The 25,335-nt window shown below is 73.9% G+C and carries 20 protein-coding genes; 15 read left to right on the plus strand and 5 right to left on the minus strand.

The window, feature by feature from the left end; genetic code table 11:
- The first annotated feature begins 2 nt into the window (after window positions 1-2).
- The 5 genes from ACIPXC_RS15965 to nudC all read left to right on the plus strand — a co-directional run bounded on the left by ACIPXC_RS15965 (window position 3) and on the right by nudC (window position 10,854).
- Entirely contained in the window at window positions 3-497 is a 495-nt protein-coding gene (locus tag ACIPXC_RS15965) for an MGMT family protein (protein WP_401617768.1), read from the plus strand.
- A gap of 180 nt (window positions 498-677) precedes the next feature.
- A complete protein-coding gene (locus ACIPXC_RS15970; RefSeq protein WP_401617771.1) occupies window positions 678-4,349 on the plus strand; it encodes an ATP-dependent helicase in 3,672 nt (1,223 codons plus the stop codon).
- 192 nt (window positions 4,350-4,541) lie between these two features.
- Complete coding sequence (locus tag ACIPXC_RS15975; RefSeq protein WP_401617941.1) at window positions 4,542-8,426, plus strand: UvrD-helicase domain-containing protein; 3,885 nt, start codon at window positions 4,542-4,544, stop codon at window positions 8,424-8,426.
- A 9-nt stretch (window positions 8,427-8,435) separates the two neighbouring features.
- Window positions 8,436-9,860, plus strand: a complete 1,425-nt coding sequence (locus tag ACIPXC_RS15980; protein ID WP_401617774.1) for a dipeptidase — start codon at window positions 8,436-8,438, stop codon at window positions 9,858-9,860.
- A gap of 52 nt (window positions 9,861-9,912) precedes the next feature.
- On the plus strand, window positions 9,913-10,854 hold the full coding sequence (gene nudC, locus ACIPXC_RS15985; protein WP_401617777.1) for an NAD(+) diphosphatase: 942 nt from the start codon (window positions 9,913-9,915) through the stop codon (window positions 10,852-10,854).
- 85 nt (window positions 10,855-10,939) lie between these two features.
- On the opposite strand, the gene ACIPXC_RS15990 is transcribed toward nudC, so the two are convergent.
- Window positions 10,940-11,200, minus strand: a complete 261-nt coding sequence (locus ACIPXC_RS15990; RefSeq protein WP_030772737.1) for a mycoredoxin — start codon at window positions 11,198-11,200, stop codon at window positions 10,940-10,942.
- A 170-nt stretch (window positions 11,201-11,370) separates the two neighbouring features.
- Here ACIPXC_RS15990 and ACIPXC_RS15995 point away from each other — a divergent pair, with 170 nt between their 5' ends.
- The 5 genes from ACIPXC_RS15995 to ACIPXC_RS16015 all read left to right on the plus strand — a co-directional run bounded on the left by ACIPXC_RS15995 (window position 11,371) and on the right by ACIPXC_RS16015 (window position 15,213).
- Entirely contained in the window at window positions 11,371-13,536 is a 2,166-nt protein-coding gene (locus tag ACIPXC_RS15995) for an ATP-dependent DNA helicase UvrD2 (protein WP_401617780.1), read from the plus strand.
- A 179-nt stretch (window positions 13,537-13,715) separates the two neighbouring features.
- On the plus strand, window positions 13,716-14,030 hold the full coding sequence (locus ACIPXC_RS16000; protein ID WP_401617944.1) for a hypothetical protein: 315 nt from the start codon (window positions 13,716-13,718) through the stop codon (window positions 14,028-14,030).
- Between the two features lie 182 nt (window positions 14,031-14,212).
- The gene (locus tag ACIPXC_RS16005; protein ID WP_030029453.1) at window positions 14,213-14,584 is read left to right on the plus strand and encodes a WhiB family transcriptional regulator; all 372 of its coding nucleotides are present in this window, start codon (window positions 14,213-14,215) and stop codon (window positions 14,582-14,584) included.
- The gene (locus ACIPXC_RS16010) at window positions 14,581-14,910 is read left to right on the plus strand and encodes a hypothetical protein (protein ID WP_401617783.1); all 330 of its coding nucleotides are present in this window, start codon (window positions 14,581-14,583) and stop codon (window positions 14,908-14,910) included. Before ACIPXC_RS16005 ends, ACIPXC_RS16010 begins: the two co-directional genes overlap by 4 nt.
- Before the next feature lie 96 nt (window positions 14,911-15,006).
- Window positions 15,007-15,213, plus strand: coding sequence for a hypothetical protein (locus tag ACIPXC_RS16015; RefSeq protein ID WP_401617786.1), 207 nt, complete (start codon window positions 15,007-15,009; stop codon window positions 15,211-15,213).
- Between the two features lie 12 nt (window positions 15,214-15,225).
- On the opposite strand, the gene ACIPXC_RS16020 is transcribed toward ACIPXC_RS16015, so the two are convergent.
- Together ACIPXC_RS16020 and ACIPXC_RS16025 are read right to left on the minus strand one after the other, a co-directional pair.
- Window positions 15,226-16,554, minus strand: coding sequence for an ABC1 kinase family protein (locus ACIPXC_RS16020; RefSeq protein ID WP_401617789.1), 1,329 nt, complete (start codon window positions 16,552-16,554; stop codon window positions 15,226-15,228).
- A complete protein-coding gene (locus tag ACIPXC_RS16025) occupies window positions 16,547-17,782 on the minus strand; it encodes a TOMM precursor leader peptide-binding protein (protein ID WP_401617792.1) in 1,236 nt (411 codons plus the stop codon). The genes ACIPXC_RS16020 and ACIPXC_RS16025 overlap by 8 nt, the downstream gene beginning before the upstream one ends.
- Before the next feature lie 124 nt (window positions 17,783-17,906).
- Here ACIPXC_RS16025 and ACIPXC_RS16030 point away from each other — a divergent pair, with 124 nt between their 5' ends.
- The 4 genes from ACIPXC_RS16030 to ACIPXC_RS16045 all read left to right on the plus strand — a co-directional run bounded on the left by ACIPXC_RS16030 (window position 17,907) and on the right by ACIPXC_RS16045 (window position 21,842).
- Window positions 17,907-18,545 (plus strand): M48 family metallopeptidase, encoded by a 639-nt coding sequence (locus ACIPXC_RS16030; RefSeq protein ID WP_401617795.1) that lies wholly within the window; start codon window positions 17,907-17,909, stop codon window positions 18,543-18,545.
- A 185-nt stretch (window positions 18,546-18,730) separates the two neighbouring features.
- Complete coding sequence (locus tag ACIPXC_RS16035) at window positions 18,731-20,368, plus strand: TerD family protein (RefSeq protein ID WP_401617798.1); 1,638 nt, start codon at window positions 18,731-18,733, stop codon at window positions 20,366-20,368.
- A gap of 20 nt (window positions 20,369-20,388) precedes the next feature.
- Window positions 20,389-21,069: an AIM24 family protein gene (locus ACIPXC_RS16040; protein ID WP_401617946.1), complete on the plus strand. Its 681-nt coding sequence runs from the start codon at window positions 20,389-20,391 to the stop codon at window positions 21,067-21,069.
- 17 nt (window positions 21,070-21,086) lie between these two features.
- Window positions 21,087-21,842 (plus strand): AIM24 family protein, encoded by a 756-nt coding sequence (locus ACIPXC_RS16045; RefSeq protein WP_401617800.1) that lies wholly within the window; start codon window positions 21,087-21,089, stop codon window positions 21,840-21,842.
- A gap of 95 nt (window positions 21,843-21,937) precedes the next feature.
- On the opposite strand, the gene ACIPXC_RS16050 is transcribed toward ACIPXC_RS16045, so the two are convergent.
- Together ACIPXC_RS16050 and ACIPXC_RS16055 are read right to left on the minus strand one after the other, a co-directional pair.
- Window positions 21,938-22,474, minus strand: coding sequence for an NUDIX hydrolase (locus ACIPXC_RS16050; RefSeq protein ID WP_401617802.1), 537 nt, complete (start codon window positions 22,472-22,474; stop codon window positions 21,938-21,940).
- Window positions 22,471-23,889 carry a zinc-dependent metalloprotease gene (locus ACIPXC_RS16055; RefSeq protein ID WP_401617805.1) on the minus strand — a complete coding sequence of 473 codons (1,419 nt, stop codon included), beginning with the start codon at window positions 23,887-23,889 and terminating at the stop codon, window positions 22,471-22,473. Before ACIPXC_RS16055 ends, ACIPXC_RS16050 begins: the two co-directional genes overlap by 4 nt.
- Window positions 23,890-24,082: 193 nt before the next feature.
- Between ACIPXC_RS16055 and ACIPXC_RS16060 the strand changes: the two genes are divergently transcribed.
- A complete protein-coding gene (locus tag ACIPXC_RS16060; RefSeq protein WP_401617808.1) occupies window positions 24,083-25,261 on the plus strand; it encodes an SDR family oxidoreductase in 1,179 nt (392 codons plus the stop codon).
- The last annotated feature ends 74 nt before the right edge of the window (window positions 25,262-25,335 follow it).

Genomic DNA, 25,335 nt, shown 5'->3' on the forward strand with positions numbered 1-25,335 from the left:
AGATGGTGGCACGGACCGAGGGGCCCTCGGGGCATCAGGGTGCGCGCCGGTCCGGAACCACAACTTCCACCGACGGGGGGCCGGCGTACTGCACCATGTGCCGAATGAGTGAAGAGCTGCCCGCGTACGCGGAGCGCGTACTGGAGGCCGTCGAGAGTATTCCGCCCGGCCGGGTGATGACATACGGGGACGTCGCCGAATGGCTCGGCGAGGGCGGGCCGCGCCAGGTCGGGCGCGTCATGGCCCTGTACGGCGGAGCCGTGCCCTGGTGGCGCGTGGTGCGGGCGGACGGCATGCCGCTGCCCGGGCACGAGGCACGGGCCCTGGAGCACTACCGGACGGAGGCGACGCCGCTGCGCCTGACCGCCGGTGGCGAGCCGCGCCTGGACATGCGCCGGGCGCGCTGGGACGGGTCCTGCGGGCCGGACGGCGGACCCGGCGGGCCGGGCGGCGGACCCGGCGGGCCGGACGGCGGACGCGACGAGGCTCACACCTGACAGCTTCGGCCATGCGGGGCCGCGGCGGGCGGTCGGACGACGGCGCGAACGCCCGTCCGGGGTACCCGGGGGGACTGCGCGGCCCGCGCCGGTTGCCGTAGCGTTGCCTCTTCGGCTTCCGCGCGAACCGTCACGGCAGCACCGCCCCACCACGCAGACCCACCAGGACCGGCACCTCACGTGATCACCTCTTCCTCCGGCCGCACCGAACGGCGGCGTACGCGGACCTCCGACGCGTACCGCCTCGTGCGCACCGGGCCGGAACGGGTGGATCCCCCTGTGCTGGACGCAGCGCAGCTTGCGGTGGTTGACCACGCCGCCGGACCACTGCTGGTGCTGGCCGGACCGGGCACCGGGAAGACGACCACGCTGGTCGAGGCGGTCGCCGCCCGGGTCGAAGCGGGTACGGACCCCTCCCGGATCCTGATCCTCACCTTCAGCCGCAAGGCGGCGGTCGAACTGCGCGACCGGGCCGCCCTGCGGCTCGGCGGTGCCCGCGCCCCGCAGGCCACCACCTTCCACTCCTTCTGCTACGGCCTGGTCCGGGCCCACCAGGACACCGACCTCTTCGCCGACCCGCTGCGGCTGCTGTCCGGCCCCGAGCAGGACGTGATGGTCCGCACCCTGCTGGAGGGCCAGCGCCGGATCCGCTCGATCCGCTGGCCGGACGACCTGCGGGCCGCGCTGACCACGCGCGGGTTCGCCGACGAGGTCCGGGCGGTCCTCGCCCGCGCCCGCGAGCTGGGCCTGGGCCCGACGGCCCTCGCCGACTTCGCGGAGCGCATCGGCCGCCCCGACTGGAAGGCGGCGGCGGCCTTCCTCTCCGAATACCTGGACGTCCTGGACATCCAGGGCACGCTGGACTACGCGGAACTCCTGCACCGCGCGGTCCTCCTCGCGGAGCGCACACCGTCGCTGGCCTCGGCCTACGACGCGATCTTCGTGGACGAGTACCAGGACACGGACGCCTCGCAGCTGCGGCTGCTGCGGGCCCTGACGGGGCGTGGCGGCACCCTGGTCGCCTTCGGCGACCCGGACCAGTCGATCTACGCCTTCCGTGGCGCCGACATCAACAACGTGCTGGACTTCGCCTCCGCCTTCCCGGGTGCCCGGGTCAGGGCCCTGACGGTGGGCCGCCGCTCGCGCGCCGCCCTCCTGGAGGCGACCCGCCTGCTCACCACGCGTATGCCGCTGCCCCGCCTCCCCGCGGACGCGGTCCGCGCGCACCGGGCCCTGCGGGCCACGCGGGAGGGCGGCCGGGTGGAGGTCTTCACGTACCCGACGGCCGGCGCCGAGCTGGACAACATCGCCGACATCCTGCGCCGGGCCCACCTGGAGGACGGCGTGCCCTGGCAGGACATGGCCGTCCTGGTCCGCGCGGGCGGCCGCACCCTGCCGGCGATGCGCCGCGCCCTGATCGCGGCGGGAGTCCCGGTCGAGACGGACGGCACGGACACCCCCCTCCGCCACGAACCGGCGGTGGCCCCCCTCCTCACGGCCCTCCGCCTGGTGGCCACCCCTCCCCTGACCCCGGGCGGTTTCGACCAGGCCGGTCCTGCGGCCCCGCCCCCGGCGGCCGGCGCGCTCACGGCTGCCGCCGCAGGCGAGTCCGGCGGCGAGCCGAACGACGCGGATGCCGCGGCTGAGGCCGCCGCACGGCCGCGCCCTGCGGACGCTCCCGTGGGCGAGCCCGCCGCACGGCCGCACGATGCGGATGCCGCGGCCGAGGCCGCCGCACGGCCGCACGATGCGGATGCCCCGGCTGAGCCCGCCGCACAGCCGCACCCTGCGGACGCTCCCGTGGGCGAGGCCGCCGCACAGCCGCGCCCTGCGGACGCTCCCGTGGGCGAGGCCGCCGCGGGCGAGCACGACTCGGGGCCGCATGGCGGGCCGGACGGTGTCGGTGGGGTTCCCGACGGGGTCGACGCGGGTGCGGGATCCGGCGCCGGTCCCGCCGACCCGGCCGACCCGGCCGACCCCGCCGGAGGCGTCGAGGCGGCGCTCACCCTGCTCACCTCCCCCCTCGGCGGCATGGACACCGCCGACCTGCGGCGGCTCGGCCGCGCCCTGCGCGACGAGGAGCGCGCCGCGGGCGTCAAGGTGCCCGCACCCTCCGACGTCCTGCTCGCCCGCGCCCTCGCCGAGCCCGAGCGCCTGACCGCCCACGACCCGGCGTACGCCCGCGGCGCGCAGCGCCTCGGCCTGCTCCTGCGCAAGGCCCGCGAGCTCCTCCAGGGCGGCGGCACCGCCGAAGAGGCCCTGTGGACCCTCTGGGACGGCACCCCCTGGCCCGACCGCCTGGAACGCCAGGCCCGCCGCGGCGGCCCGGCCGGCCGCAACGCCGACCGCGACCTCGACGCCGTCTGCGCCCTCTTCGACACCGCCGCCCGCGCTGAGGACCGCACCGGCGGCAGCGGCGCGCTCAACTTCCTCGAACAACTGGAGGCGGAGGACATCGCCGCCGACACGTTGACGGCCCGCACCACCCGCCCCGACGCCGTCCGGCTGATGACCGCCCACCGGTCCAAGGGCCTGGAGTGGTCCCTCGTCGTCGTCGCCGGCGTCCAGGAGGGCCTGTGGCCCGACCTCCGCCGCCGCGGCTCCCTCCTGGAGGCCGACCGCATCGGCCGCGACGGCCTCGCCGAACCCCTCACCCCCGGCGCCCTCCTCGCCGAGGAACGCCGTCTCTTCTACGTCGCCGCCACCCGCGCCCGCGACCGCCTCGTCGTCACCGCCGTCAAGGCACCCGCCGAGGACGGCGACCAGCCCTCCCGCCTCCTCACCGAGCTCGGCGTCACCCCGAAGGACGTCACCGGCCGGCCCCGCCGCCCGCTCGCCGTCCCGGCGCTCGTCGCCGAGCTGCGCGCCACCACCGTCGACCCGGACGCCTCGCCCGCCCTGCGCGACGCGGCAGCCCGCCGCCTCGCCCGCCTCGCCGCGCTCACCGACGACGAGGACCGCCCGCTGGTCCCCGCCGCGCACCCGCAGCGCTGGTGGGGCCTGTACGAGCCCACCCGCAGCAGCATCCCGCTGCGCGACCGCGACCGGCCCGTCGCCCTCTCCGGGAGCGCCCTGGACCAGCTCGCCAACACCTGCTCCCTGCAGTGGTTCCTCGGCCGCGAGGTCAAGGCCGACGCCCCCTCCACCGCCGCCCAGGGCTTCGGCAACGTCGTCCACGTCCTCGCCGACGAGGTCGCCTCCGGCCGCACCCCCGCCGACCTGGCCGTCCTCATGGAACGCCTCGACTCGGTCTGGGACGCCCTCGCCTTCGACGCGCCCTGGAAGTCGGCCCAGGAGAAGGACAACGCCCGCGCCGCCCTCGAACGCTTCCTGCGCTGGCACACCACCGACCGCGGGGGCCGGGCGGCCGTCGCCACCGAGCACGAGTTCGACGTCACGCTCGAAGCCGGCGACGTCGCCGTCCGGGTCCGCGGCTCCATGGACCGGGTCGAGGCCGATCCGCAGGGGCGCGCGTACGTCGTCGACTTCAAGACGGGGAAGTCCGCGCCCACCAAGGACGAGGTCGCCCGCCACCCCCAGCTCGCCGTGTACCAGCTCGCCGTCCGCGAGGGCGCCGTCGACGAGGTCTTCGACGGACTGCGCCCCACCCCCGGCGGCGCCGAGCTGGTCCAGCTCCGCCAGGGCGCCGCGGTCCGCGAGGGCGGCGACGCGGTGCCCAAGGTGCAGGCCCAGGAGCCGCTCGACGGGGAGTGGGTCGGCGACCTGCTCGCGACCGCCGCGGGCCGGGTCCTGGACGAGCGGTTCGCGCCCGCCGCGGGCCGCCACTGCGACCACTGCTCCTTCCGCAGCTCGTGCAGCGCCCGCCCGGAGGGCCGCCAGACGGTCGAGTGAGCCCGGCCGCCCGAGCCCGGCAGCCCGGCCGCCCGAGCCCGGCAGCCGTGTGTGCCCGGCAGCCGTGTGCGCTCGGCGGTCGGGGCTGTCGGTGGGGGCGGCTAGCCTTTTCAGGTGCCCGCGCGTGCGTCCGTACTGACCGATCCCGAGCAGCTCAAAGAGCTCCTCGGGATCCCCTTCACGCCCGAACAGATGGCCTGTGTCACCGCCCCGGCCGCCCCGCAGGTCGTCGTCGCCGGAGCCGGATCCGGCAAGACCACCGTCATGGCCGCCCGCGTGGTCTGGCTCGTCGGCACCGGCGCCGTCGCGCCCGAGCAGGTCCTCGGCCTCACCTTCACCAACAAGGCCGCCGGAGAACTGTCCGAGCGCGTACGGGGCGCCCTGGCCCGGGCCGGCATCACCGACCCGGACCCCTCCCCGGCCGACGCCGCGGCAGCCGGTGGCGAGCCGCGCATCTCCACGTACCATGCCTTCGCCGGCCAGCTCCTGAAGGACCACGGCCTGCGCATCGGCCTGGAGCCGAGCTCCCGGCTCCTCGCCGACGCCACCCGTTTCCAGCTCGCCGCGAAGGTGCTGCGCGACGCCCCCGGCCCGTACCCCTCGCTCACCAAGTCCGTTCCCGACCTGGTCGGAGACCTCCTCGCGCTCGACGCCGAGCTCTCCGAGCACCTGGTCGGCCCGGACGCCCTGCGCGCCCACGACACCGGGCTCCTGGACACCCTCGCCGGCACCAGGCTCACCAACGAGGACCTGCGCAAGGTCCCCGAGGCGGTGCGCGGCCGCCTCGAACTGCTGGAGCTCGTCGTCCGCTACCGGGCCGCCAAGCGCTCCCGCGACCTCTTCGACTTCAGCGACCAGATAGCCCTCTCCGCGCAGCTCGCCACCACCCGGCCCGAGGTGGGAGCGCTGCTGCGCGAGGAGTTCCGGGTGGTCCTGCTCGACGAGTACCAGGACACCTCGGTCGCGCAGCGCCTGCTGCTGTCCGGCCTGTTCGGCGCGGGCACCGGCCACGCCGTGACCGCCGTCGGCGACCCCTGCCAGGCGATCTACGGCTGGCGCGGGGCCTCCGTGGCCAACCTCGACGACTTCCCCGAGCACTTCCCGCACGCCGACGGCACCCCCGCCACCCGGCTCTCCCTCAGCGAGAACCGGCGCAGCGGCGGTCGCCTGCTCGACCTGGCCAACGGGCTCGCCGCCCCGCTGCGGGACATGCACGAGGGCGTGGAGGCGCTGCGTCCGGCACCCGGGGCGGAGGGCGCGGGCCAGGTCCGCGTCGCCCTCCTGGAGACCCACGCCCAGGAGCTCGACTGGCTCGCCGATTCCGTCGCCCACCTGGTGCGCACGGGCACGGAGCCGCGTGAGATCGCCGTGCTGTGCCGGTCCGCCGGGGACTTCGCGCAGATCCAGGCCGTGCTCGTGGACCGGGACGTCCCGGTGGAGGTCGTAGGCCTGTCCGGGCTGCTGCACCTGCCCGAGGTCGCCGACCTCGTGGCCGTCTGCGAGGTGCTTCAGGACCCGGGCGCCAACGCCTCCCTCGTACGGCTCCTCATCGGCCCGCGCTGGCGGATCGGCGCGCGCGACCTGGCCCTGCTGGGCCGCCGCGCGCGGCTCCTGGTGGGCCGCTCGCCCGCCGGTACCGATCCCGACGAGCGGCTGGCGGCGGCCGTGGAGGGCGTGGACCCGGCGGAGATCGTGTCCCTGGCCGACGCCCTGGAGACCTTCCTCGACGGCGTCGGACAGACCCCGGACGACCTCCCCTTCTCCGCCGAGGCCCGGGTCCGCTTCGCGCACCTCGCGCAGGAGCTCCGCGACCTGCGCCGGTCCCTCGCCGACCCGCTGATGGACGTCCTCCACCGGGTGCTGTCCACCACCGGCCTCGAGGTCGAACTGTCCGCCTCCCCGCACGCTCTGGCGGCCCGCCGACGCGAGACCCTGTCGAACTTCATGGACGTCGCGGCCGGTTTCGCCGCGCTCGACGGGGAGGCCACGCTGCTGGCCTTCCTGGCGTTCCTGCGCACGGCCGCCCAGTACGAGAAGGGCCTCGACCACGCCCTGCCGGGCGGCGAGAACACCGTGAAGGTCCTCACCGCCCACAAGTCCAAGGGCCTGGAGTGGGACGTGGTGGTGGTTCCGGACCTGTGCGCGGGGTCCTTCCCGAAGGAGAAGCCGCCGGAGGCCTGGACCTCGTACGCGAAGGTCCTCCCGTACGCGCTGCGTGGCGACGCCCCCACCCTGCCGCCGGACCCGGCCTGGACCTCGGCCGGCCTGAAGTCCTTCAAGGCCGCCCTCAAGCACCACAAGTCGGTGGAGGAGCTCCGCCTGGGCTATGTGACCTTCACCCGCCCGCGGTCCCTGCTGCTGGCCTCGGGCCACTGGTGGGGCCCGACCCAGAAGAAGCGCCGCGGCCCGTCGCAGTTCCTGCAGGCCCTCTACGAGCACTGCGCGGCCGGCTTCGGCGAGATCGAGGCCTGGGCGGACGAGCCCGGGCCGACCGCGGAGAACCCGGCCCTCGCGGGCGAGTCCGCGACCGACCACTCCTGGCCGCTGCCGCTCGACCCGCACGCCCTCACCCTGCGCCGCGCGGCGGCCGCCCTGGTCGAGTCCTACCTGGCCGCCCCGCCGCCGGAGGAGGACGACGCCTACCTCTGGCCGCCGGACTGCGAAGACCCGGCCTACGACACCGAGCCCTGGCCCCCGGAGCCGGACGCCCACCGGCCCGCCGATCCCCGGCCGCTGGCCGACGCGGCCGGGCCCGGCCCCACCCTGCCCACCGGCCACCGGCCCGAAGGCCCCGGCGCCTGCGGGGACGACGCCGACCGGTCCGCGGATCCGAGCCCCCGCGCCGTACCCCGGCCGCGCGGCGCACGGCCCGCCGCCCCCGGAGCCGACCCGCAGGACACATGGGCCGACGAAGCCTGGGCCGACGAAGCCTGGGCCGCCGACCAGGCGGCCCGGCCGCACTCCGGCATGCGGACGCCGTACCTCGCGGCCGACCCGCGGGATGAGCCGCACCCCGCGCGGCAGGACCTGTTCGCCGACGAGGCCTGGGCGGCGGAGTCCGGCGCCCGCGAGGCGGACCCGGCGGTCCGGCCGCGCTCCGGTGTGGGCGGGCCCGCCGCCCCCGGAGCCGACTCGTGGGGCGAGCCGTACTCCGCACCGCGGGACCTGTGGGCCGGGGAGGCCTGGGCGGCCGATCCCGAGGCGCAGTCCGGTGCGCGCGCGGCCGTCCCGCAGGGGGCGCCTTCCGCACTGGGCGGGGCCCCGGCGGCGGAGCGGCCGTCCCCGGTGGCCGACCTCGCCGGAGGCGCACCGCTCACGCCCGAGGAGGCCAGGGCGATCGCCTCCTGGGACCGGGACCTCGACGCCCTGGAGGGCGAGCTCCGCCGTGCCCGCGCGGCCGTCCGCGACGTGGAGCTGCCCCCCGCCCTCTCCGCCAGCCAGCTGCTCCGGCTCGCCGCCGACGAGCAGGGCTTCGCACGCGACCTCGCCCGCCCCATGCCCAGGCCCCCGCAGCCCGCGGCCCGCCAGGGCACCCGCTTCCACGCCTGGGTCGAGTCCCGCTTCGACGAGCTCCCGCTGCCCTTCCTCGACGTCCTCGACCCCGTCGCCGACCTCCCCGGCGCCGACACCGGCTTCGGGACCGGCTTCGGCACCGGCCAGGACATCGCCGACGAGGCCGACCTCGACGACCTCAAGGCCGCCTTCGAGCGCAGCCCGTACGCGGACCGTCCGCCCCACCGCATGGAGGCCCCGGTCCAGCTCACCCTCGCCGGCCGCGTCGTCCGCGGCCGGATCGACGCCGTCTACCGGACCACCGACGAGAACGGCGTCGACAGCTACGAGATCGTCGACTGGAAGACCGGCCGGACCACCGAGGCCGATCCCCTCCAGCTCGCCGTCTACCGTCTGGCCTGGGCGGAGGCCACGAACACCCCGCTCGACCGGGTCACCGCCGCCTTCCTGCACGTCCGCAGCGGCCGGGTGATCCGCCCCCGCAACCTCCCCGGCAGAGCCCGTCTTGAGCGGATCCTCCAAGGCGGATCGGGCCCCGACGGTGACCACCAGGTGGACGGCTAGGCTCGGGGCATGAGCGACCCCCAGCCGGACAGCGTCGTCCGCACGTACATCGACACCCACCGCGCCGCGTTCCTCGACGACCTCGCCGAGTGGCTGCGCATCCCCTCCGTCTCGGCCCAGCCCGAGCACGCGGACGACGTACGCCGCAGCGCCGAATGGCTCGCGGCGAAGCTCAAGGAGACCGGGTTCCCGGTCGCCGAGGTCTGGGAGACCGACGGCGCTCCCGCCGTCTACGCGCACTGGCCGAGCGAGGACCCGCACGCCCCGACCGTCCTCGTGTACGGCCACCACGACGTGCAGCCCGCCGCCGTCGCCGACGGCTGGCACACCGACCCGTTCGAGCCGGTGGTCCAGGGCGGCCGCATGTACGCGCGCGGCGCCGCCGACGACAAGGGCCAGGTGTTCTTCCACACCCTCGGCGTCCGGGCGCACCTGGCGGCCACCGGCGCCGCCGCCCCCGCCGTGCACCTCAAGCTGATCGTGGAGGGCGAGGAGGAGTCCGGCTCCGCCCACTTCCGCGAGCTCGTCGAGACCCGCGCCGCCGAACTCGCCGCCGACGTCGTGATCGTCTCCGACACCGGCATGTGGTCCGAGACCACCCCCACCGTCTGCACCGGCATGCGCGGCGTCGCCGACTGCGAGATCGACCTGCACGGTCCCGACCAGGACATCCACTCCGGTGCGTTCGGCGGGGCCGTGCCCAACCCGGCCACCGCCGCCGCCCGCCTGGTCGCCGCCCTGCACGACGCCGACGGCCGGGTCACCGTCCCCGGGTTCTACGACGGCATCGCCGAGCTCACCGACGCGGAGCGCGCGCTCATCGCCGAGCTGCCCTTCGACGAGTCCGAGTGGCTGCGCACGGCCAAGTCCCACGCGGCCGCCGGCGAGGCCGGGTACTCCACCCTGGAGCGTGTCTGGGCCCGCCCGACGGCGGAGGTCAACGGCATCGGCGGCGGCTACCAGGGCCCCGGCGGGAAGACCATCGTCCCGTCCTCCGCCCATGTGAAGCTGTCGTTCCGGCTGGTGTCCGGGCAGGACCCCTACGAGGTCGAGGCCGCGGTCAGGGACTGGGTCGCGGCCCGGATCCCGGACGGGATCCGCCACGCCATCACCTTCGGCGCACCGACCCGCCCGTGCCTGACCCCGCTGGACCACCCGGCCCTGCAGTCCGTCGTACGGTCCATGGGCCGCGCCTTCGGCCAGAAGATCCGCTTCACCCGCGAGGGCGGCTCCGGACCCGCGGCCGACCTCCAGGACGTCCTGGACGCGCCCGTCCTGTTCCTCGGCATCTCCGTACCGTCCGACGGCTGGCACGCGCCGAACGAGAAGGTCGAGCTGGACCTGCTCCTCAAGGGCGTCGAAACGGCCGCCTACCTCTGGGGCGACCTGGCCGACGGCCTCCGCGACCACCGCACGCCCCGCACACCCGCCTGACCCGGCGCACACACCTGTCGTACCGAGCCTGCCTGTCCCACCACCGGGGGAGATGGAAGTACCAGTGAGCACCCATACCGAGCGACCTCTCTCGCTCACCGCGCCCAGCGGCATCGACCGTGCCGCGCACCACCGCCTCGACGAGGCCTGGCTCGCCGCCGCCTGGAGCCACCCGACGACCCGTGTCTTCGTCGTCTCCGGCGGCCAGGTCCTGATCGACGACACCCCCGACGGCGGCACCGGCATCGTCATGACCCCGGCCTTCGAGGCCCCGGTCACCGAGACCCACCGCTACTTCCTGGGTACCGACGAGGACGGCGTACGGTACTTCGCGCTGCAGAAGGACGCCCTGCCCGGCCGCATGGACCAGTCGGCCCGCCCGGCCGGTCTGCGCGAGGCCGGACTGCTGCTGAACGACCGCGACGCCGCTCTGATGGTCAACGCCGTGGCGCTGGAGAACTGGCAGCGGATGCACCGCTTCTGCTCCCGCTGCGGAGAGCGCACGGTGGTCGCGGCCGCCGGCCACATCCGGCGCTGCCCGGGCTGTGGCGCCGAGCACTACCCGCGCACCGACCCGGCCGTGATCATGCTGGTCACCGACGAGTACGACCGCGCGCTGCTGGGCCGCCAGGTGCACTGGCCGGAGGGCCGCTTCTCGACCCTCGCCGGGTTCGTGGAGCCGGGCGAGTCGATAGAGCAGTCCGTCGTCCGCGAGGTGTGGGAGGAGGCCGGCGTCAGGGTCGGCCGGGTCGAGTACGTGGCCAGCCAGCCCTGGCCGTTCCCGTACAGCCTGATGCTGGGCTTCAACGCCCGCGCCACCAGCTCCGAGATCACCGTGGACGGCGAGGAGATCCAGGAGGCCCGCTGGTTCTCCCGCGACGAGCTGCGCGCGGCGTTCGAGTCGGGCGAGGTGCTGCCCCCGTCGGGCATCTCCATCGCGGCCCGGCTGGTCGAGCTCTGGTACGGCGAGCCGCTGCCGAAGGCCGTGGCGTAACGTTCGCCACTCCGCGCACGCGGAAGCCCCCCGCCCAAGAGCGCCGGCCTTGGGACGGGGGCCTTCCGCGGACGGGGGAGCCCGCTCAGACGGCGAGGGCCTGCTTGACCTGGGCCAGGCTCGGGTTCGTCATGACAGACTCGTTGCCGGCGGCGGACTTCACGAGGACGGTGGGCACCGTCTGGTTCCCGCCGTTGGCCTTCTCGACGAACGCCGCGGACTCGGGGTCGAGCTCGATGTTGATCTCGTTGTACGCGATGCCTTCCCGGTCCAGCTGGGTCTTCAGCCGACGGCAGTAGCCGCACCAGGTCGTGCTGTACATCGTGACGGTGCCCGTGTCCTGCATGCTGCGCTCTCCTTCGTGAAGGCTCGGTGGTCCGAGTACCCGAACGTACGCGACCGCACGGCCATTCCCGTACGTGCGCATCCGCACCGCCGGTGTGACCGATATGACGAATCCGCACCGCCTGTGGACGGACTTCCCGTCCGGCGCACGCGACCTGGCAGCATGTTGGAGTGACAGCAGCAACGCACTCCTCGTCCTTCTCCGCCGCCGCAGACTCGGCCGACGCGGTGCTCCTGGGCCTCGACCCGGAGCAGCGCGAGGTCGCGACGACCCTGCGCGGACCGGTGTGCGTGCTGGCCGGCGCCGGGACGGGCAAGACCCGGGCGATCACCCACCGCATCGCCTACGGCGTCCGGTCCGGGCAGCTCATGCCGGCCAGTGTGCTCGCCGTCACCTTCACCAACCGGGCCGCCGGCGAGATGCGCGGGCGGCTGCGCGCGCTCGGTGCGGAGGGGGTCCAGGCACGGACCTTCCACTCCGCCGCCCTGCGCCAGCTCCACTACTTCTGGCCGAGGGCCGTCGGCGGGGAGCTGCCCCGGCTGCTGGAACGCAAGATCCAGTTCGTCGCGGAGGCCGGGGCCCGCTGCCGGATCCGTCTCGACCGCGGAGAGCTGCGCGACGTCACCGGTGAGATCGAGTGGGCCAAGGTCACCCAGACGGTGCCCGCCGACTATCCGGCGGCGGCCCTCAAGGCGGGCCGCGAGGCCTCGCGGAACATGGCCGAGATCGCCCAGATCTACGGGACGTACGAGCAGCTCAAGCGCGACCGCGCAATGATCGACTTCGAGGACGTGCTGCTCCTGACCGTCGGCATCCTCCAGGACCGGCACGACATCGCCGAGCAGATCCGCGCCCAGTACCAGCACTTCGTCGTCGACGAGTACCAGGACGTCAGCCCGCTCCAGCAGCGGCTGCTCGACCTGTGGCTCGGTGAGCGCGACAGCCTCTGCGTCGTCGGGGACGCCAGCCAGACCATCTACTCCTTCACCGGCGCCACCCCCGACCACCTGCTGGACTTCCGCACGCGCTACCCGCAGGCCAGTGTGGTGAAGCTGGTCCGCGACTACCGCTCCACGCCCCAGGTGGTGCACCTCGCCAACGGGCTCCTGAACCAGGCCGGGGGGCGCGCCGCCGAGCACCGCCTCGAACTGGTCTCCCAGCGCGAGGGCGGCCCCGACCCGGTCTACGCCGAGTACGCGGACGAGCCCGCCGAGGCCGAGGGCGTCGCCCGCCGGATCCGCGACCTGATCGCCGCGGGCGTCCCCGCCGGTGAGATCGCCGTGCTCTTCCGCATCAACGCCCAGTCCGAGGTCTACGAGCAGGCCCTCGCCGACGCCGGGGTTCCGTATCAGCTCCGCGGGGCCGAGCGGTTCTTCGAGCGCCAGGAGGTCCAGAAGGCGATCCTCGCGCTGCGCGGAGCGGCCCGTTCCGGCGGGAACGACCCGCTGCTCGACGATCTCGTCGGCCTGGGCTCGCAGGTCCGGGCGGTGCTCAGCTCCACCGGCTGGACCACCGAGCCGCCCGCCGGCTCCGGCGCCGTGCGCGACCAGTGGGAATCGGTGGCCGCGCTCGTCCGGCTCGCCGAGGACTTCGCCCGCGGCCGGCCCGGGGCCACCCTGGCGGACCTCGTGATCGAGCTGGACGAGCGCAGGGCCGCCCAGCACGCCCCGACCGTCCAGGGCGTCACCCTGGCCTCGCTGCACGCGGCGAAGGGCCTGGAGTGGGACGCCGTCTTCCTCGTCGGCCTCACCGACGGCATGCTGCCGATCACCTACGCCAAGACCGACGACCAGGTCGAGGAGGAGCGGCGGCTGCTCTATGTCGGCGTCACCCGGGCCCGGCTGCACCTGACCCTCTCCTGGGCGCTCTCCCGCTCTCCCGGTGGCAGGGCCTCCCGACACCCCAGCCGCTTCCTGAACGGCCTGCGGCCGGGCTCCGCCGCCCCGCGAAGCCGGCCAGGACCCGGGGGTGAACGGGTGGCGAGGCCGCGGACCCGCCGCGGTCCGGCGCTGTGCCGGGTCTGCGGCAGGACGCTGACCGAGGCCGGTGAGCTGAAGCTGATGCGCTGCGAGGACTGTCCCTCCGACATGGACGAGGGTCTCTACGAGCGGCTGCGGGAGTGGCGTGCCGCACAGGCGGATCAGCAGGGCCTGCCCGCCTACTGCGTCTTCACGGACAAGACCTTGACGGCGATCGCGGAGGCCTCGCCGTCCGAGGCCGGGGAGCTCTCGATGATCTCGGGGGTGGGCCGTCGTAAGCTTGATCGGTACGGGGCCGATGTCCTGGCCATCTGTGCAGGTCAGGAGCCTGGGGGCGAGGATTCTGACGACGCGTAGAAAATCGTCGGAAAAATAGTTTGCGCATGCCCAGCGAAGACCCATAGGTTCTTAGCAACGGAAACGGTGGCTTCTCCGAAGCCCCGGCTCCGTGCTGTACTTATCCGAATACGCATGGGACAGGCCCTCGGGCCGGGTCCCCGAGACGCCGAGAGGAGGCGAGACCAGTGACCAGCTTCATGACCTTCACCGAAATGACCGATCGCTCGGTCGATGCCTCCTGCCTGCTCGGTTCCGTCTCCGCTCCGGGTACCGGTGCGTCCGCGATTTCCGCCGGCCGCCCCGCCACCCTTCTCGCGACCCTTGCGGTCAGCGAGCGCAATGAGCGACCGACCAAGGCACCGGTGGCAGTACTGGCGGCAGAAGCACGGGCGCATGGCGCCTATGGATGTGCCGCCGCGGCCGGTGCCGGATCCCTGAAGAAGCAGACGAAGCAGCAGCACCACCTGATGTGGGCCTTCCGTGGGCTCGAACCCTGGAGTGATCCAGCCTGATCGCATGATCAGGCCGGCGCCTTCAGGGCCGCGGAACCCCACCCGGGATCCGCGGCCCTTCTGTTTGTCCCCGACCGGGGGCCTGACAGAGAAGGGGCCTCGGGACTGGCAGAACCAGGTACCAGCCGAACCCGGCCGACCGGCCGGAACGACTAGCCGAACAAGACGAGGAAGAAACCACCGTGCAACTCGAAGCGCACGCCCCGTCCGTACCGCAGACCCAAACGATCTCCCCGCCCGCAGTCCCGGAGGACCACACCTTGACCCCGCTCACCGCGCTGACCGCGCTCGACGACGCCATCGAGAACCTCGGCGTCCCGGTTCCCTGCCGTACCTTCGACCCCGAGGTCTTCTTCGCCGAGTCCCCGGCCGACGTCGAGTACGCCAAGTCCCTCTGCCGGACCTGCCCGCTGGTCGAGGCCTGCCTCGCCGGAGCGGTCGAGCGCCGCGAGCCTTGGGGTGTCTGGGGTGGCGAGCTCTTCGTCCAGGGCGTCGTCGTAGCCCGCAAGCGCCCCCGTGGCCGTCCGCGCAAGAACCCGGTTGTCTCGGCATGACCGCCATCGGAACCATCGACCGCCCCCTGACGCACGACCCCCTGAAGCAGGCCCGCATGACCGCCCACACCACGAGCGAGCAGCCCCACGGCGCCGCCCACGCAGACTTCATCACCACCGGCGCGATCACCTCGCGTCAGAACAGGACCCGCGAAATGCAACTCATCCCAGAAGCCCTGGCTCGCGCCCATATGGACGACCGCATGCGAGAGGCCGACGCCGAGCGTCACGCCCTCCGCCTGGTCGCCGCCCGCCGCATGCAGCGGCGAGCCGAGCGCGTCTCGATGCGCGCCCGGCGCGCGCTGGCCATGGCCGTCATGCACTAAGAGCTGGAAGCAGCCTCCCGGGGGACCGGTCCGAACGGACCGGTCCCCCGGTGCGTTGCGCGGGCCCGCCCACGCCGGTGGAGGTACCGTCTGGAGGTGGACCAGCCGACTCCCCAGCCCGACCCGTCGGGATCCGAGGCCCAGCCCGTCGTCTGCGCGCGCTGCGGCACACAGTCCCCCGGCGGAGCCCCGCCCACCTGGACCTGTTCGGTGGAGAACGGGATCAGAGAGTACTTCTGCGTCGCATGCGCCCGCGCGAACCTCCGGGCGATCGAAGGCAGGCTCGACTCGTCCTGGTGGTGACGGCCCGAGCCGTCACTCGGCCGACGCGAACCCGGGCAGCCAGGTGTCCAGTTCGTCGCGCAGCCGCACCGTCGCGCCCAGCTGGCACAGCACCCCGATGGTGCTCAGCGTCACCCGATGGATCAGCAGGTACGAGGGCGGCAGGTTGATCTGCCGGCCCAACTGGTGCGCGGGGGAGCGGGGATCGGCGATCCGTGCCGCCTGACCGCGCAGCCACGGCCGGGTGAAGGTGAACTCCTCGGCCTCGGCCGGCTCGATGATCGGCTTCAGGTAGTCCAGCACGGCGTCCGGGTCCAGTTCGACGGACTCCCGCACGAACCCCTCGGCGCACAAGTGTCCGTAGACCCCCTCGGCGTCGCCGTCCAGCGTCATCCGCAGGGACCGGCCGATGGGCTTGGGCCAGCCCCCGGGCAGCCGGTCGACCGTGCCGAAGTCCAGAACGCCCAGCCGCGTCCGGCCGTCCGCGCCCGGTATCAGCCGGAAGTTGCCCGGGTGCGGATCCGCGTGCAGCAGGCCCGTCCGCGCGGGACCGGAGAAGAGGAACCGGGCCAGCAGCTGCCCGGCACGGTCGCGTTCCTCCTCGGTGCCGTCGGCGATCACTTCCGACAGTGGTGTCCCGTCCAGCCACTCGGTCACCAGCACCTGGTCGCCCTGGTGCACCACGTCCGGGACGATCACGTCCGGGTCGTCGACGAAGGCATCCGCATGGGTCCGCTGGGCCTCGGCCTCCAGCTCGTAGTCGAGCTCCTCCGACACCCGGTCGCGCAACTCCTTGATCAGCGGCTTGAGCTCCATACCGGGAACCAGCGGGCCCAACATCCCGGCGAACCTGCCCAGTTGCTTCAGGTCCGACAGCAGTGCCTCACCGGCCCCCGGGTACTGGACCTTGACCGCCACCTGCCGGCCGTCGTGCCACACCGCCCGGTGCACCTGCCCGATCGAGGCCGCCGCGGCAGGCTTGTCCTCGAACTCCTCGAACAGGTCCCGCCAGTCCGCCCCCAGACGCTCCGCCAGCACCTGGTGGACCGTCGCCGCGGGCAGCGGCGGGGCCGCCTCCTGAAGCTTGGTCAGTGCCGCCCGGTAGGGCCCCGCGACCTCCTCGGGCAGAGCCGACTCGAAGACCGACAGGGCCTGCCCGAACTTCATGGCGCCGCCCTTCAGTTCCCCGAGGGTGCGGAACAACTGCTCGGCGGTGCGCTGCTGCAGCTCGCGCGCCACGATCTCCGCGGACTTGCCCCCGATCCGCTTGCCCAGCCCCCAGGTGACCCGGCCCGCGATGCCGAGCGGCAGCGCGGCCAGCTTGACGGTACGGGTGACCGCCTTCCGGGGAAGATCAGACATGAGCCCCTCCAATTCCCGGACAGCTGCGCCGCAAGTGGCGGTCCGGCTGAAACCCTCGGTCCCGAAGCATCCTGTCACGGCCCTCCCGGCGGGTTGCCGCCCGATCCGCTCCCCGGGGCCGGCCCGCCGCCCGGAGTGGTTCCGCGGGCTCCGAGGCCGCCCCGCAGGGGCAGTCGGGGTGGGGGCGGACCGGAGCCGCCTCCCAGCGCAGGGTGGGCAGGGCCGCCTCCCAGCGCGAGCCCGTCGAGGCCGGCAACTGCCCGTCGAGGAAGGCGAGTGCGTGGGCCGCGGCCAGCCCGGCCACCGCCGTGGACAGACCCAGGTCGCAGGCGGCGCTCCCGCGGCGGCGGTGGGACGAGCGCCACTGCACGAGCATCCTCGGCCAGGCCGGGTCCCGGTCCACACGGTCGCGCTCCATGCACCCGGCGCACGCCGTCGTGCCCGGCAGCACCAGCGGCCCCACCAGGCCCGTCCCCTCCAACACCCCGGCGTACAGGTGCGGAACGCCCGCGGCGACCCAGTCGGCCGCGGTATCCGGATCCGGGGCCCAGGCGTGCAGTCCGTCCCGCGGAGCGACGACCACCAGGGACAGACCGGGCTCCGCCCCCTCCTCCTCCCCGGCCCGCGGGCCGGCCCCGGGAGCCGCGGAGCGGACCGCTCCCGCCGCCGCCTCGGCCCGCATCCGGCCCACGCTTCCCGGGCCCAGTCCGCCCGGCGCCACATCGGCCGGCTCCACCCGGCCCCCGTCGAGCACCTCGACCCGCCCCACGCCCGCCCCCGCCAGCACCGTCGCGATCACGGTGCCCACCCGGCCGCTCCCGCGCACCCGGACCCGTATCGCCCGGCGCGCCGCGACCCCCCGCAGGTCCCCACCGGGCTCCCGGTGGACCAGCGAGAGCGATCCCAGGTCCGGGCCCAGCCGCTCCAGGGCCTCCGGATGCCGGCGCAGGGCCTGCGCCCGCGGGCCGCCCGCCGTCGCGTCGTCGAGCAGGCCGGCACCCGCCAGCCGTCGGACGAGCGCGTCGGCCAGGCCGTCCGGCAGTCCCATCCGCGTGGCCTCGGCCCGCAGCAGCTCCATCCCCCGGGTCCCGTCCATCCGGTCGACGAGCGCGCCCGTCGCCGTGTCCACGGGCCCGAGCACCACGGCATGCGCCGGCGTCACCCCGAACTGCACCGTCTGCAGATCCCGCCATGCCCGCGCCAGCGCCGGCTTCACCCTCGGAAACATGTCCGACCCCCCTCGATATCCGTGCGGACCCGCGCCGCCGATTTCCCGCTCTCCGGCAACACTGCCCCTCCGCCGGAATCCGTGCAGGAATTTGTCCACAGGCAGGAGGTATTCGGCATATGAGATGAAGAGGAATGCCGCTTCGGGCACCGGCTGCGAACCACCCGGGTTCGAACAGCGGACGAGCGGGACTTCCACCGCCGACACCGGGTACCGTCGTGGCGTGTCCGCCGACCCACCGCCGCGCGCCGTCGAAGTCCGCCGGAGCGCGCGCCGCCGCAGGACCGTATCCGCCTACCGCGAGGGTGACCGTACGGTCGTCCTCATCCCTGCCCGGATGTCCGAGGCCGAGGAACGGCGCTGGGTGGGCGTCATGCTCGACAAGCTGGCCGCCCAGGAGAACAAACGCACTCTCGGGGACGCGGAACTCACCGAACGGGCCGAGCGTTTGTCCGAGCAGTACTTCGACGGCCGCGCCCGCCCCCGCTCGGTCCGCTGGGTCACCAACCAGAACACCCGCTGGGGCTCCTGCACCCCGGCCGAAGGCAGCATCCGGCTCTCGCACCGCCTCCAGGGCATGCCCGAGTACGTCGTCGACTACGTGCTCCTGCACGAGCTGGCCCACCTCCTCGTGCCCGGCCACGGCCCCCGCTTCTGGGAACTGCTGGAGGCGTACCCGCGCACCGAACGGGCCCGGGGATACCTCGAGGGCGTGGTCGCGGCCGAGCGCCTGCCGAAGGTGCCGGCCGCCCGCGAGGAATGACGCGAGCGGGCCCGGGCGGCCCGGCCGGGCCGCCCTCCGGACCGTCCCCGGGCCGACCTCCGGACCGCCCTTCGTGTCACACAGCGTGATGTGTACCGGGTTGGTACCGGCTTGGCCGGATGTCGGCAGATGCCGTTAGCCTGAGCGGCACGAATGCTCAGTCGGGATGGGGGACGTCGTTACGCATGGCAAGGGAATTCCAACGCGGCCACAAGGCCAAGGTCAGTGATCTCACAGCGGGCACCGATCTGTACGTGGGCGTCCAGATCGCCGGGCCCGGACTCACCTTCGACATCAGCTGTTTCGGCCTGGACGCCAACGAGCAGCTCTCGGACGACCGTTACTTCGTTTTCTTCAATCAGCCGAAGTCGCCGGAAGAGTCCATTCAGCTGCTCGGCGCGCAGTCCGGCGACACGGAATCCTTCCGGGTGACCCTGGACCGCGTCCCGCCGTCCATCCACAAGCTCTCCTTCACCGCCACGATCGACGGCGCCGGACAGATGTCGCAGATCGGCCCGGGCTACATCCGGATCGTGGCCGGCGGCGAAGAGGTCGTCCGGTACGCGTTCACCGGTGCGGAGTTCAGCACCGAGCGGGCCGTGATGCTCGGCGACTTCTACCTGAAGGACGTGTGGCGCTTCGCCGCGGTCGGCCAGGGCTTCGACGGCGGGCTGGAAGCCCTGCTGAAGAACTTCGGCGGCGAGGTCGCGGAGGAGCAGGAGCAGCCGCAGCAGCAGGCCCCGGCGTCCGCCGCCCCCGGCTTCGCCCCGCCGCCGCAGGCTCCCGCTCCGGCTCCCGCCCCGGCCTTCGGCGCCCCGGCCCCGCAGGCCCCGGCCCCCGCCCCGTCCTTCGGCGCACCCCCCGCGCCCCCCGCGCCGGCCGCCCCCCAGCCGCCGCAGTACCCGCAGGCCCCGGCCCCCGCTCCGGTGCACGCCGCGCCCACCATGGCCGCGCCGCTCGCCCCGCCCGCCCCCGCGCCGTACGGCCAGCCGCCGCAGCAGCCCTCGTACGGCCAGGTCCCCGGCCAGTACCCGGGCCAGGTGCCGCCGCCCGCCCCGGCCCCCTACGGCCAGCAGCCGGGCTACGGCCAGATCCCGGGCCAGATCCCGGGCCAGGTTCCGGGCCAGCAGCCCGGCTACGCCCCGCAGGCCGCCGCCCCCGCGGCCGGCCTCGCCGCGGCGCTCCAGCCGTACAAGGAGGCCCCGACCGGCTCCCGCTGGACCGCGCAGAACCAGCAGCTCATGCGCGTCGACCTGGCGATGGGCGGCCAGGCCGTCCTCGCCCGCCAGGGCAGCATGGTCCTGTACCAGGGCAAGGTCGACTTCAGCTACAAGGGCGCCGGTTTCGCCGGCCGCATCGTCGGCAACGCCACCGGCCAGGAGATGCAGCTGATGCGCTGCACCGGCCGCGGCCAGGTCTTCCTCGCCGAGAACGGCGCGCACCTGCACGCCATCGAGCTCCAGGGCGACGCCATCTGCGTCTCCGCGGAGAACGTCCTCGCCTTCGACGAGTCCCTCCAGCACGAGGTCCGCCGGATCGAGGGCCACGGCATTCCCGGCGGCGCCCTGTTCACCATGCAGTTCCAGGGCACCGGCACGGTGATCGTCAAGACGCACGGCGTCCCGGTCGTCCTGCCCGTCACCCCGACCACCTTCGCGGACAGCAACGCCATCGTGGCGTGGTCGGCCGCCTCGCAGGTGATCCTCTCCAGCCAGGTCCGGCTGCGGCGCACCGCCTACCCCGGCCACAGCGGGGAAACCGTGAACCTCCAGTTCCGCGGTGCTCCCGGCAACTTCATCGTCGTCCAGCCGTACGAGGTCTGAGGGAGCCCGACATGAACGCAATGAACCAGCAGCTCGCGGGCTTCGCCCCGACCCCCGTCACGGCCCGCATGGAGAACCACGGGCGGTCCATGCTCAAGGTCGCCATGCAGAGCGGCCAGGACCTCTTCGCCCGCAGCGGCTCGATGGTCGCCTACGAGGGCTTCGTGCAGTACGAGCCCAACCCGCCGGCCGTACGCCAGAGGGCCTCGCAGTGGGCCACGGGCGAGAGCGCACCCCTGATGAAGTGCACCGGCGACGGCCTCCTGTACCTCGCCGACTACGGTGCCGACGTCGTCGTCATCAACCTCGACAACGACTCGCTCTCGGTCAACGGGACCAACCTGCTCGCCTTCGACGCGCACCTCCAGTGGGGCGTCGAGCGCGTCAAGGGCCTGGCGAAGTTCGCCGGCCAGGGCCTCTTCAACGTCCAGGTCGCGGGCACCGGCTGGGTCGCCCTGACCTCGCGCGGCACCCCGATCGTGGTCGACTGCGGCCGCGGCGAGGACGAGACGTACGTCGACCCCGACGCGCTCGTCGCCTGGTCGCCGAACCTGAAGGTCAAGGGCAAGCGCAGCTTCAAGGCCTCGTCCATGATCGGCCGGGGCAGTGGAGAGGCCTACCAGATGGCCTTCTCCGGCCAGGGCATCGTCGTCGTACAGCCCAGCGAGGACAGCACCGACCGGCTCCGGGTCCGGGGCTGAGGGGGAGCGGACACATCATGCAGAGCGCACTTTTCGCCCACGCCGAGGCGCAGTCCCAGGACCGGTACACCGTCCAGAACCCGCAGCTGCTGCGGGTCTCGCTGACGGGCTCCGACGACGTACTCGCCCGCAAGGGCGCGATGGTCGCCTACCAGGGGCTCGTCGACTTCGACGGCGAGTACCAGACGGCGAGCCAGCGGGGCGCCCGCCGCCGCACCGGCGAGGGCCTGGACCTCATGCGCTGCTCCGGGCAGGGCACGGTCTACCTCGCCAACCTGGCCCAGTACGTCCACGTCGTGGACGTGGACCAGGAGGGCCTCACGGTCGACAGCAGCTACGTCCTGGCCCTGGACTCCACCCTGCACACCGAGGTCATCGCGGTGGACAGCCAGTACGGGATCTCCGGGTCCGGCAAGTACCAGCTCAACATCTCCGGCCGCGGCAAGGTCGCGCTGATGACCTCCGGGCAGCCGCTGATGATGCACGTCACGCCCGACAAGTACGTCAACGTCGACGCGGACGCCATCGTCGCCTGGTCCACCTCGCTGCGGGTGCAGATGCAGGCCCAGACGCACTCCAGCGGAGTCTGGCGGCGGCGCGGCAACACCGGCGAGGGCTGGGAACTCAGCTTCCTCGGCACCGGTATCGCGCTGGTGCAGCCCAGCGAGGCGCTGCCGCCGCAGAACGCCCAGGTCGCCCAGGGCGTCGCCGCGCAGTTCGGCATGGGCCAGCACGGCTCCCACGCCCAGAACCAGAACAACGCCTGGAACTGATCCGGGCGGCGAAAGGGGCGGCCCCCACACGGGACCGCCCCTTCGTCACGCCGGGACCGGCCCGCGGGCTCAGCCCGTGGCACCGGCCCGCCGGCTCAGCCGGTGGCGTCGAGCCGCGCCAGGGTCGCCTCCAGCAGCAGCACGACCGAGGTGTCCGCCACCGAGGCCACCTCCTCGTACGGGAACCAGCGCACGTCCAGGGACTCCTCGCTGACCTCCGCCACCGCACCGGCCGGGGCGAGCGCCGCGTACTGCACGTCCAGGTGCCAGTTGCAGGGCGCCGGGATGGGGTGCCGGTCCAGGCGCACCGGGCCGCCGGGCACCAGGGTCAGACCGTGCTCGATGCCGGACTCCTCGCGGGCCTCGCGCAGGGCCACGTCCTCCATCGTCGTGTCACCGGGCTCGCAGTGGCCGCCCATCTGCAGCCACATGCCCAGCTTCCTGTGCAGGGTCAGCAGCACCCGCTCGCCCACCGGGTCGATCACGAGCGCGCTGCCCGTGACGTGCCCCGCCCCGCAGGGCTTGTAGACCCCGTCCGGGTGGGCGGCCAGGTGCTCCAGGTAGAGGTCGCGCAGCTCGCTCTGGTCCTCGTAGCCCTTCAGGACCAGGACCGCGTCGTCGTGGAGGCTCACTTCTTCTCTTCGTCCTCGCCGTCGCCCTGCTGCCCACGCTTCTCGGCGGCCTCGCCGAGCATCTTGTCGATCTCGGAGAAGTCCAGCTGCTCGCGGTGCACGAAGCCGTCCGGGTCGTCCAGGTCGGACGCCGTGGGCAGCATGTCCGGGTGCTCCCACAGCCCGTCGCGGCCGTCCACACCGCGCGCGTCGGTCAGCGACGCCCACAGCCGGGAGGCGTCGCGCAGCCGGCGCGGACGCAGCTCCAGACCGATCAGCGTCGCGAAGGTCTGTTCCGCCGGGCCGCCCGAGGCGCGCCGCCGGCGCATGGTCTCGCGCATCGCGTCCGCCGAGGTCAGCCGGGGCTTGGCGGCCTCGTGCACCACCGCGTCGACCCAGCCCTCGACCAGCGCGAGCGCCGTCTCCAGACGGGCCAGGGCGGCCTTCTGCTCGGGGGTGTCCTGCGGCTGGAACATGCCGCCCTGCAGGGCCTCCTGGAGCTGCTCCGGGTTGGACGGGTCCAGCTGCCCGACCACGTCCTCCAGCTTCGAGGTGTCCACCTTGATGCCCCGGGCGTAGCCCTCGACAGCCCCGAACAGGTGCGAACGCAGCCACGGCACGTGCGCGAACAGGCGGGCGTGGGCCGCCTCGCGCAGCGCCAGGTACAGCCGTACCTCGTCCGAGGGCACGCCCAGGTCCTTGCCGAAGCCCTCGATGTTCAGCGGCAGCAGCGCGGCCTTGCCCGCCGGACCCAGGGGCAGCCCGATGTCGGTCGAGCCGACGACCTCACCGGCCAGGACGCCGACGGCCTGCCCGATCTGCTGGCCGAACATGGCCCCGCCCATGGAGCGCATCATGCCGAGCAGCGGGCCCGCCATGGCCTGCATCTCCTCCGGCAGCACGCCGCCCATGGCCGCGCCGACGCGTTCGGCGACCGGGTCCACGAGCTCCTTCCACACCGGGAGGGTGGCCTCCACCCACTCGGCCCGGCTCCAGGCCACGGCCGTGGTGGCACCCGACGGCAGCGAGGTCACGCCGTCCAGCCAGTGGTCGGCCAGGCGCACGGCCTCCTCGACGGCCGACTTCTCGGCGATGCCGACGCTCGTGTCCTTCACGCCGTCCGCCGTGCCCTGCGCGACGGTCCGGCGGGCGATGTCCTTGGCCATGTCCCAGTTCACGGGACCGCCCTCGTAGCTGAGCATCTGGCCGAGCTGCTGGAAGGCCGCGCCGAGGTCGTTCGGGTTCATCGAGCCGAACATCGCGGCGAACGGATTGTCCGCTCCACCGGGGCCGCCCGGGCCGCCGGGCAGGCCCATGCCGGGGAACCCGAACGGATTCGGGCCGCCCTGACCGCCCTGGTTGCCCTTCTTCTTGCCTTCGTCGCCGTTGTCCGGCTCCTCCGGCGGAAGGCCGAATCCGAATGGGGTGTCGCTCACGGGTTTCCTCGGCTCGTAGGGCCGTCGGCGGGTGCCGACGGGCAATGGTCCGACAACACCACCCAGCGTAGACACCGCGGCCCGCATCCGGGCTCGGTGCTCCGCCGACTCCTGGGCTGCGGCAGGATGGACATCACCTGGTGGGTACGCGTCACGGCGCGTCCCTACTGAAGACAACCGCTGGAGACGCCCGGTGAGTTCCCCAGATCCGCACGTTTCGGATAAGCGCAGCCGCGCGACGCAGGACGACGACCGCCCCGAGCAGGGTGACGGCGCCCCTGGCGTTCGCCAGCCGCGAAACCCGGACGGGCCCCGTCGGCCCAGCCCCGTGATCGCCGTGACCGGCGCCGCCTCGGGCGTCGGCGCGGCCCTCGTGGGCCGCCTCGCCGCCTCGGACGAGGTCAAGCAGGTCGTCGCCATCGACGAGCGGCGCGGGGACTGCGCGGCGGCGCAGTGGCACGTGCTCGACGTACGCGACCCCGCGATCGCCGAGAAGCTGCGCGGCGCCGACGTCGTGGTTCACCTCGCCCTGGACCTCGACCTGGAGACGGACCCGGCGGCCCGTACGGCGTACAACGTGCGCGGGACCCAGACCGTCCTCACGGCGGCCGCCGCGGCCGGCGTGCACCGGGTCGTGCTCTGCACGTCCGCGATGGTCTACGGGGCCCTGCCCGACAACGACATCCCGCTGTCGGAGGACTCCGAGCTGCGCGCCACGGCCGAGGCGACCGGCGTCGGGGACCTGCTGGAGATCGAGCGCCTCGGCCGCCGGGCGCCCCGCGCCCACCCCGGGCTCAACGTCACCGTGGTCCGGCCCGCGGTCCTGGTCGGCGGCACCGACACCGCCCTGACCCGGTACTTCGAGTCCCCGCGCCTGCTCGTCGTCGCGGGCTCCCGCCCCACCTGGCAGTTCTGCCACGTGGAGGACCTGGTCAGCGCCCTGGAGTACGCGGCCCTGGAGAAGGTCGAGGGCGAACTGGCAGTGGGCTGCGAGGGGTGGCTGGAGCAGGAGGAGGTCGAGGAGCTGAGCGGCATCCGCCGCATGGAGCTGCCCTCGGCGGTGGCGCTGGGCGCCGCGGCCCGTCTGCACCGCATCGGTCTGACCCCGTCCCCGGCCGGCGACCTCGCGTACACGATGCACCCCTGGGTGGTCAGCGTCAGCGGCCTGCACGCGGCGGGCTGGCGGCCGCGGTGGACCAACGAGGAGGTCCTCGCCGAGCTCCTCCAGGAGGTCGCGGGCCGCCACACGGTCGCGGGCCGCCGACTGGGCCGCAGGGACGCCGCCACGGCCGCCGGTGCGGCGGGCGCGACGGTGGCCCTGCTGGGCGCGGCCGCCGCCGTCCGCCTGGCCCGCAAGCGCCGCGGGATCTGATCGCGCGGCGCCGGATCCTGTAGGAGGATCCCAAGGCGGGGGCCGCGGGCCGGGCGAATCAGCTATTTCGCCGG

The organism is Streptomyces sp. NPDC090021, assembly GCF_044748225.1.
Classification (GTDB): domain Bacteria; phylum Actinomycetota; class Actinomycetes; order Streptomycetales; family Streptomycetaceae; genus Streptomyces.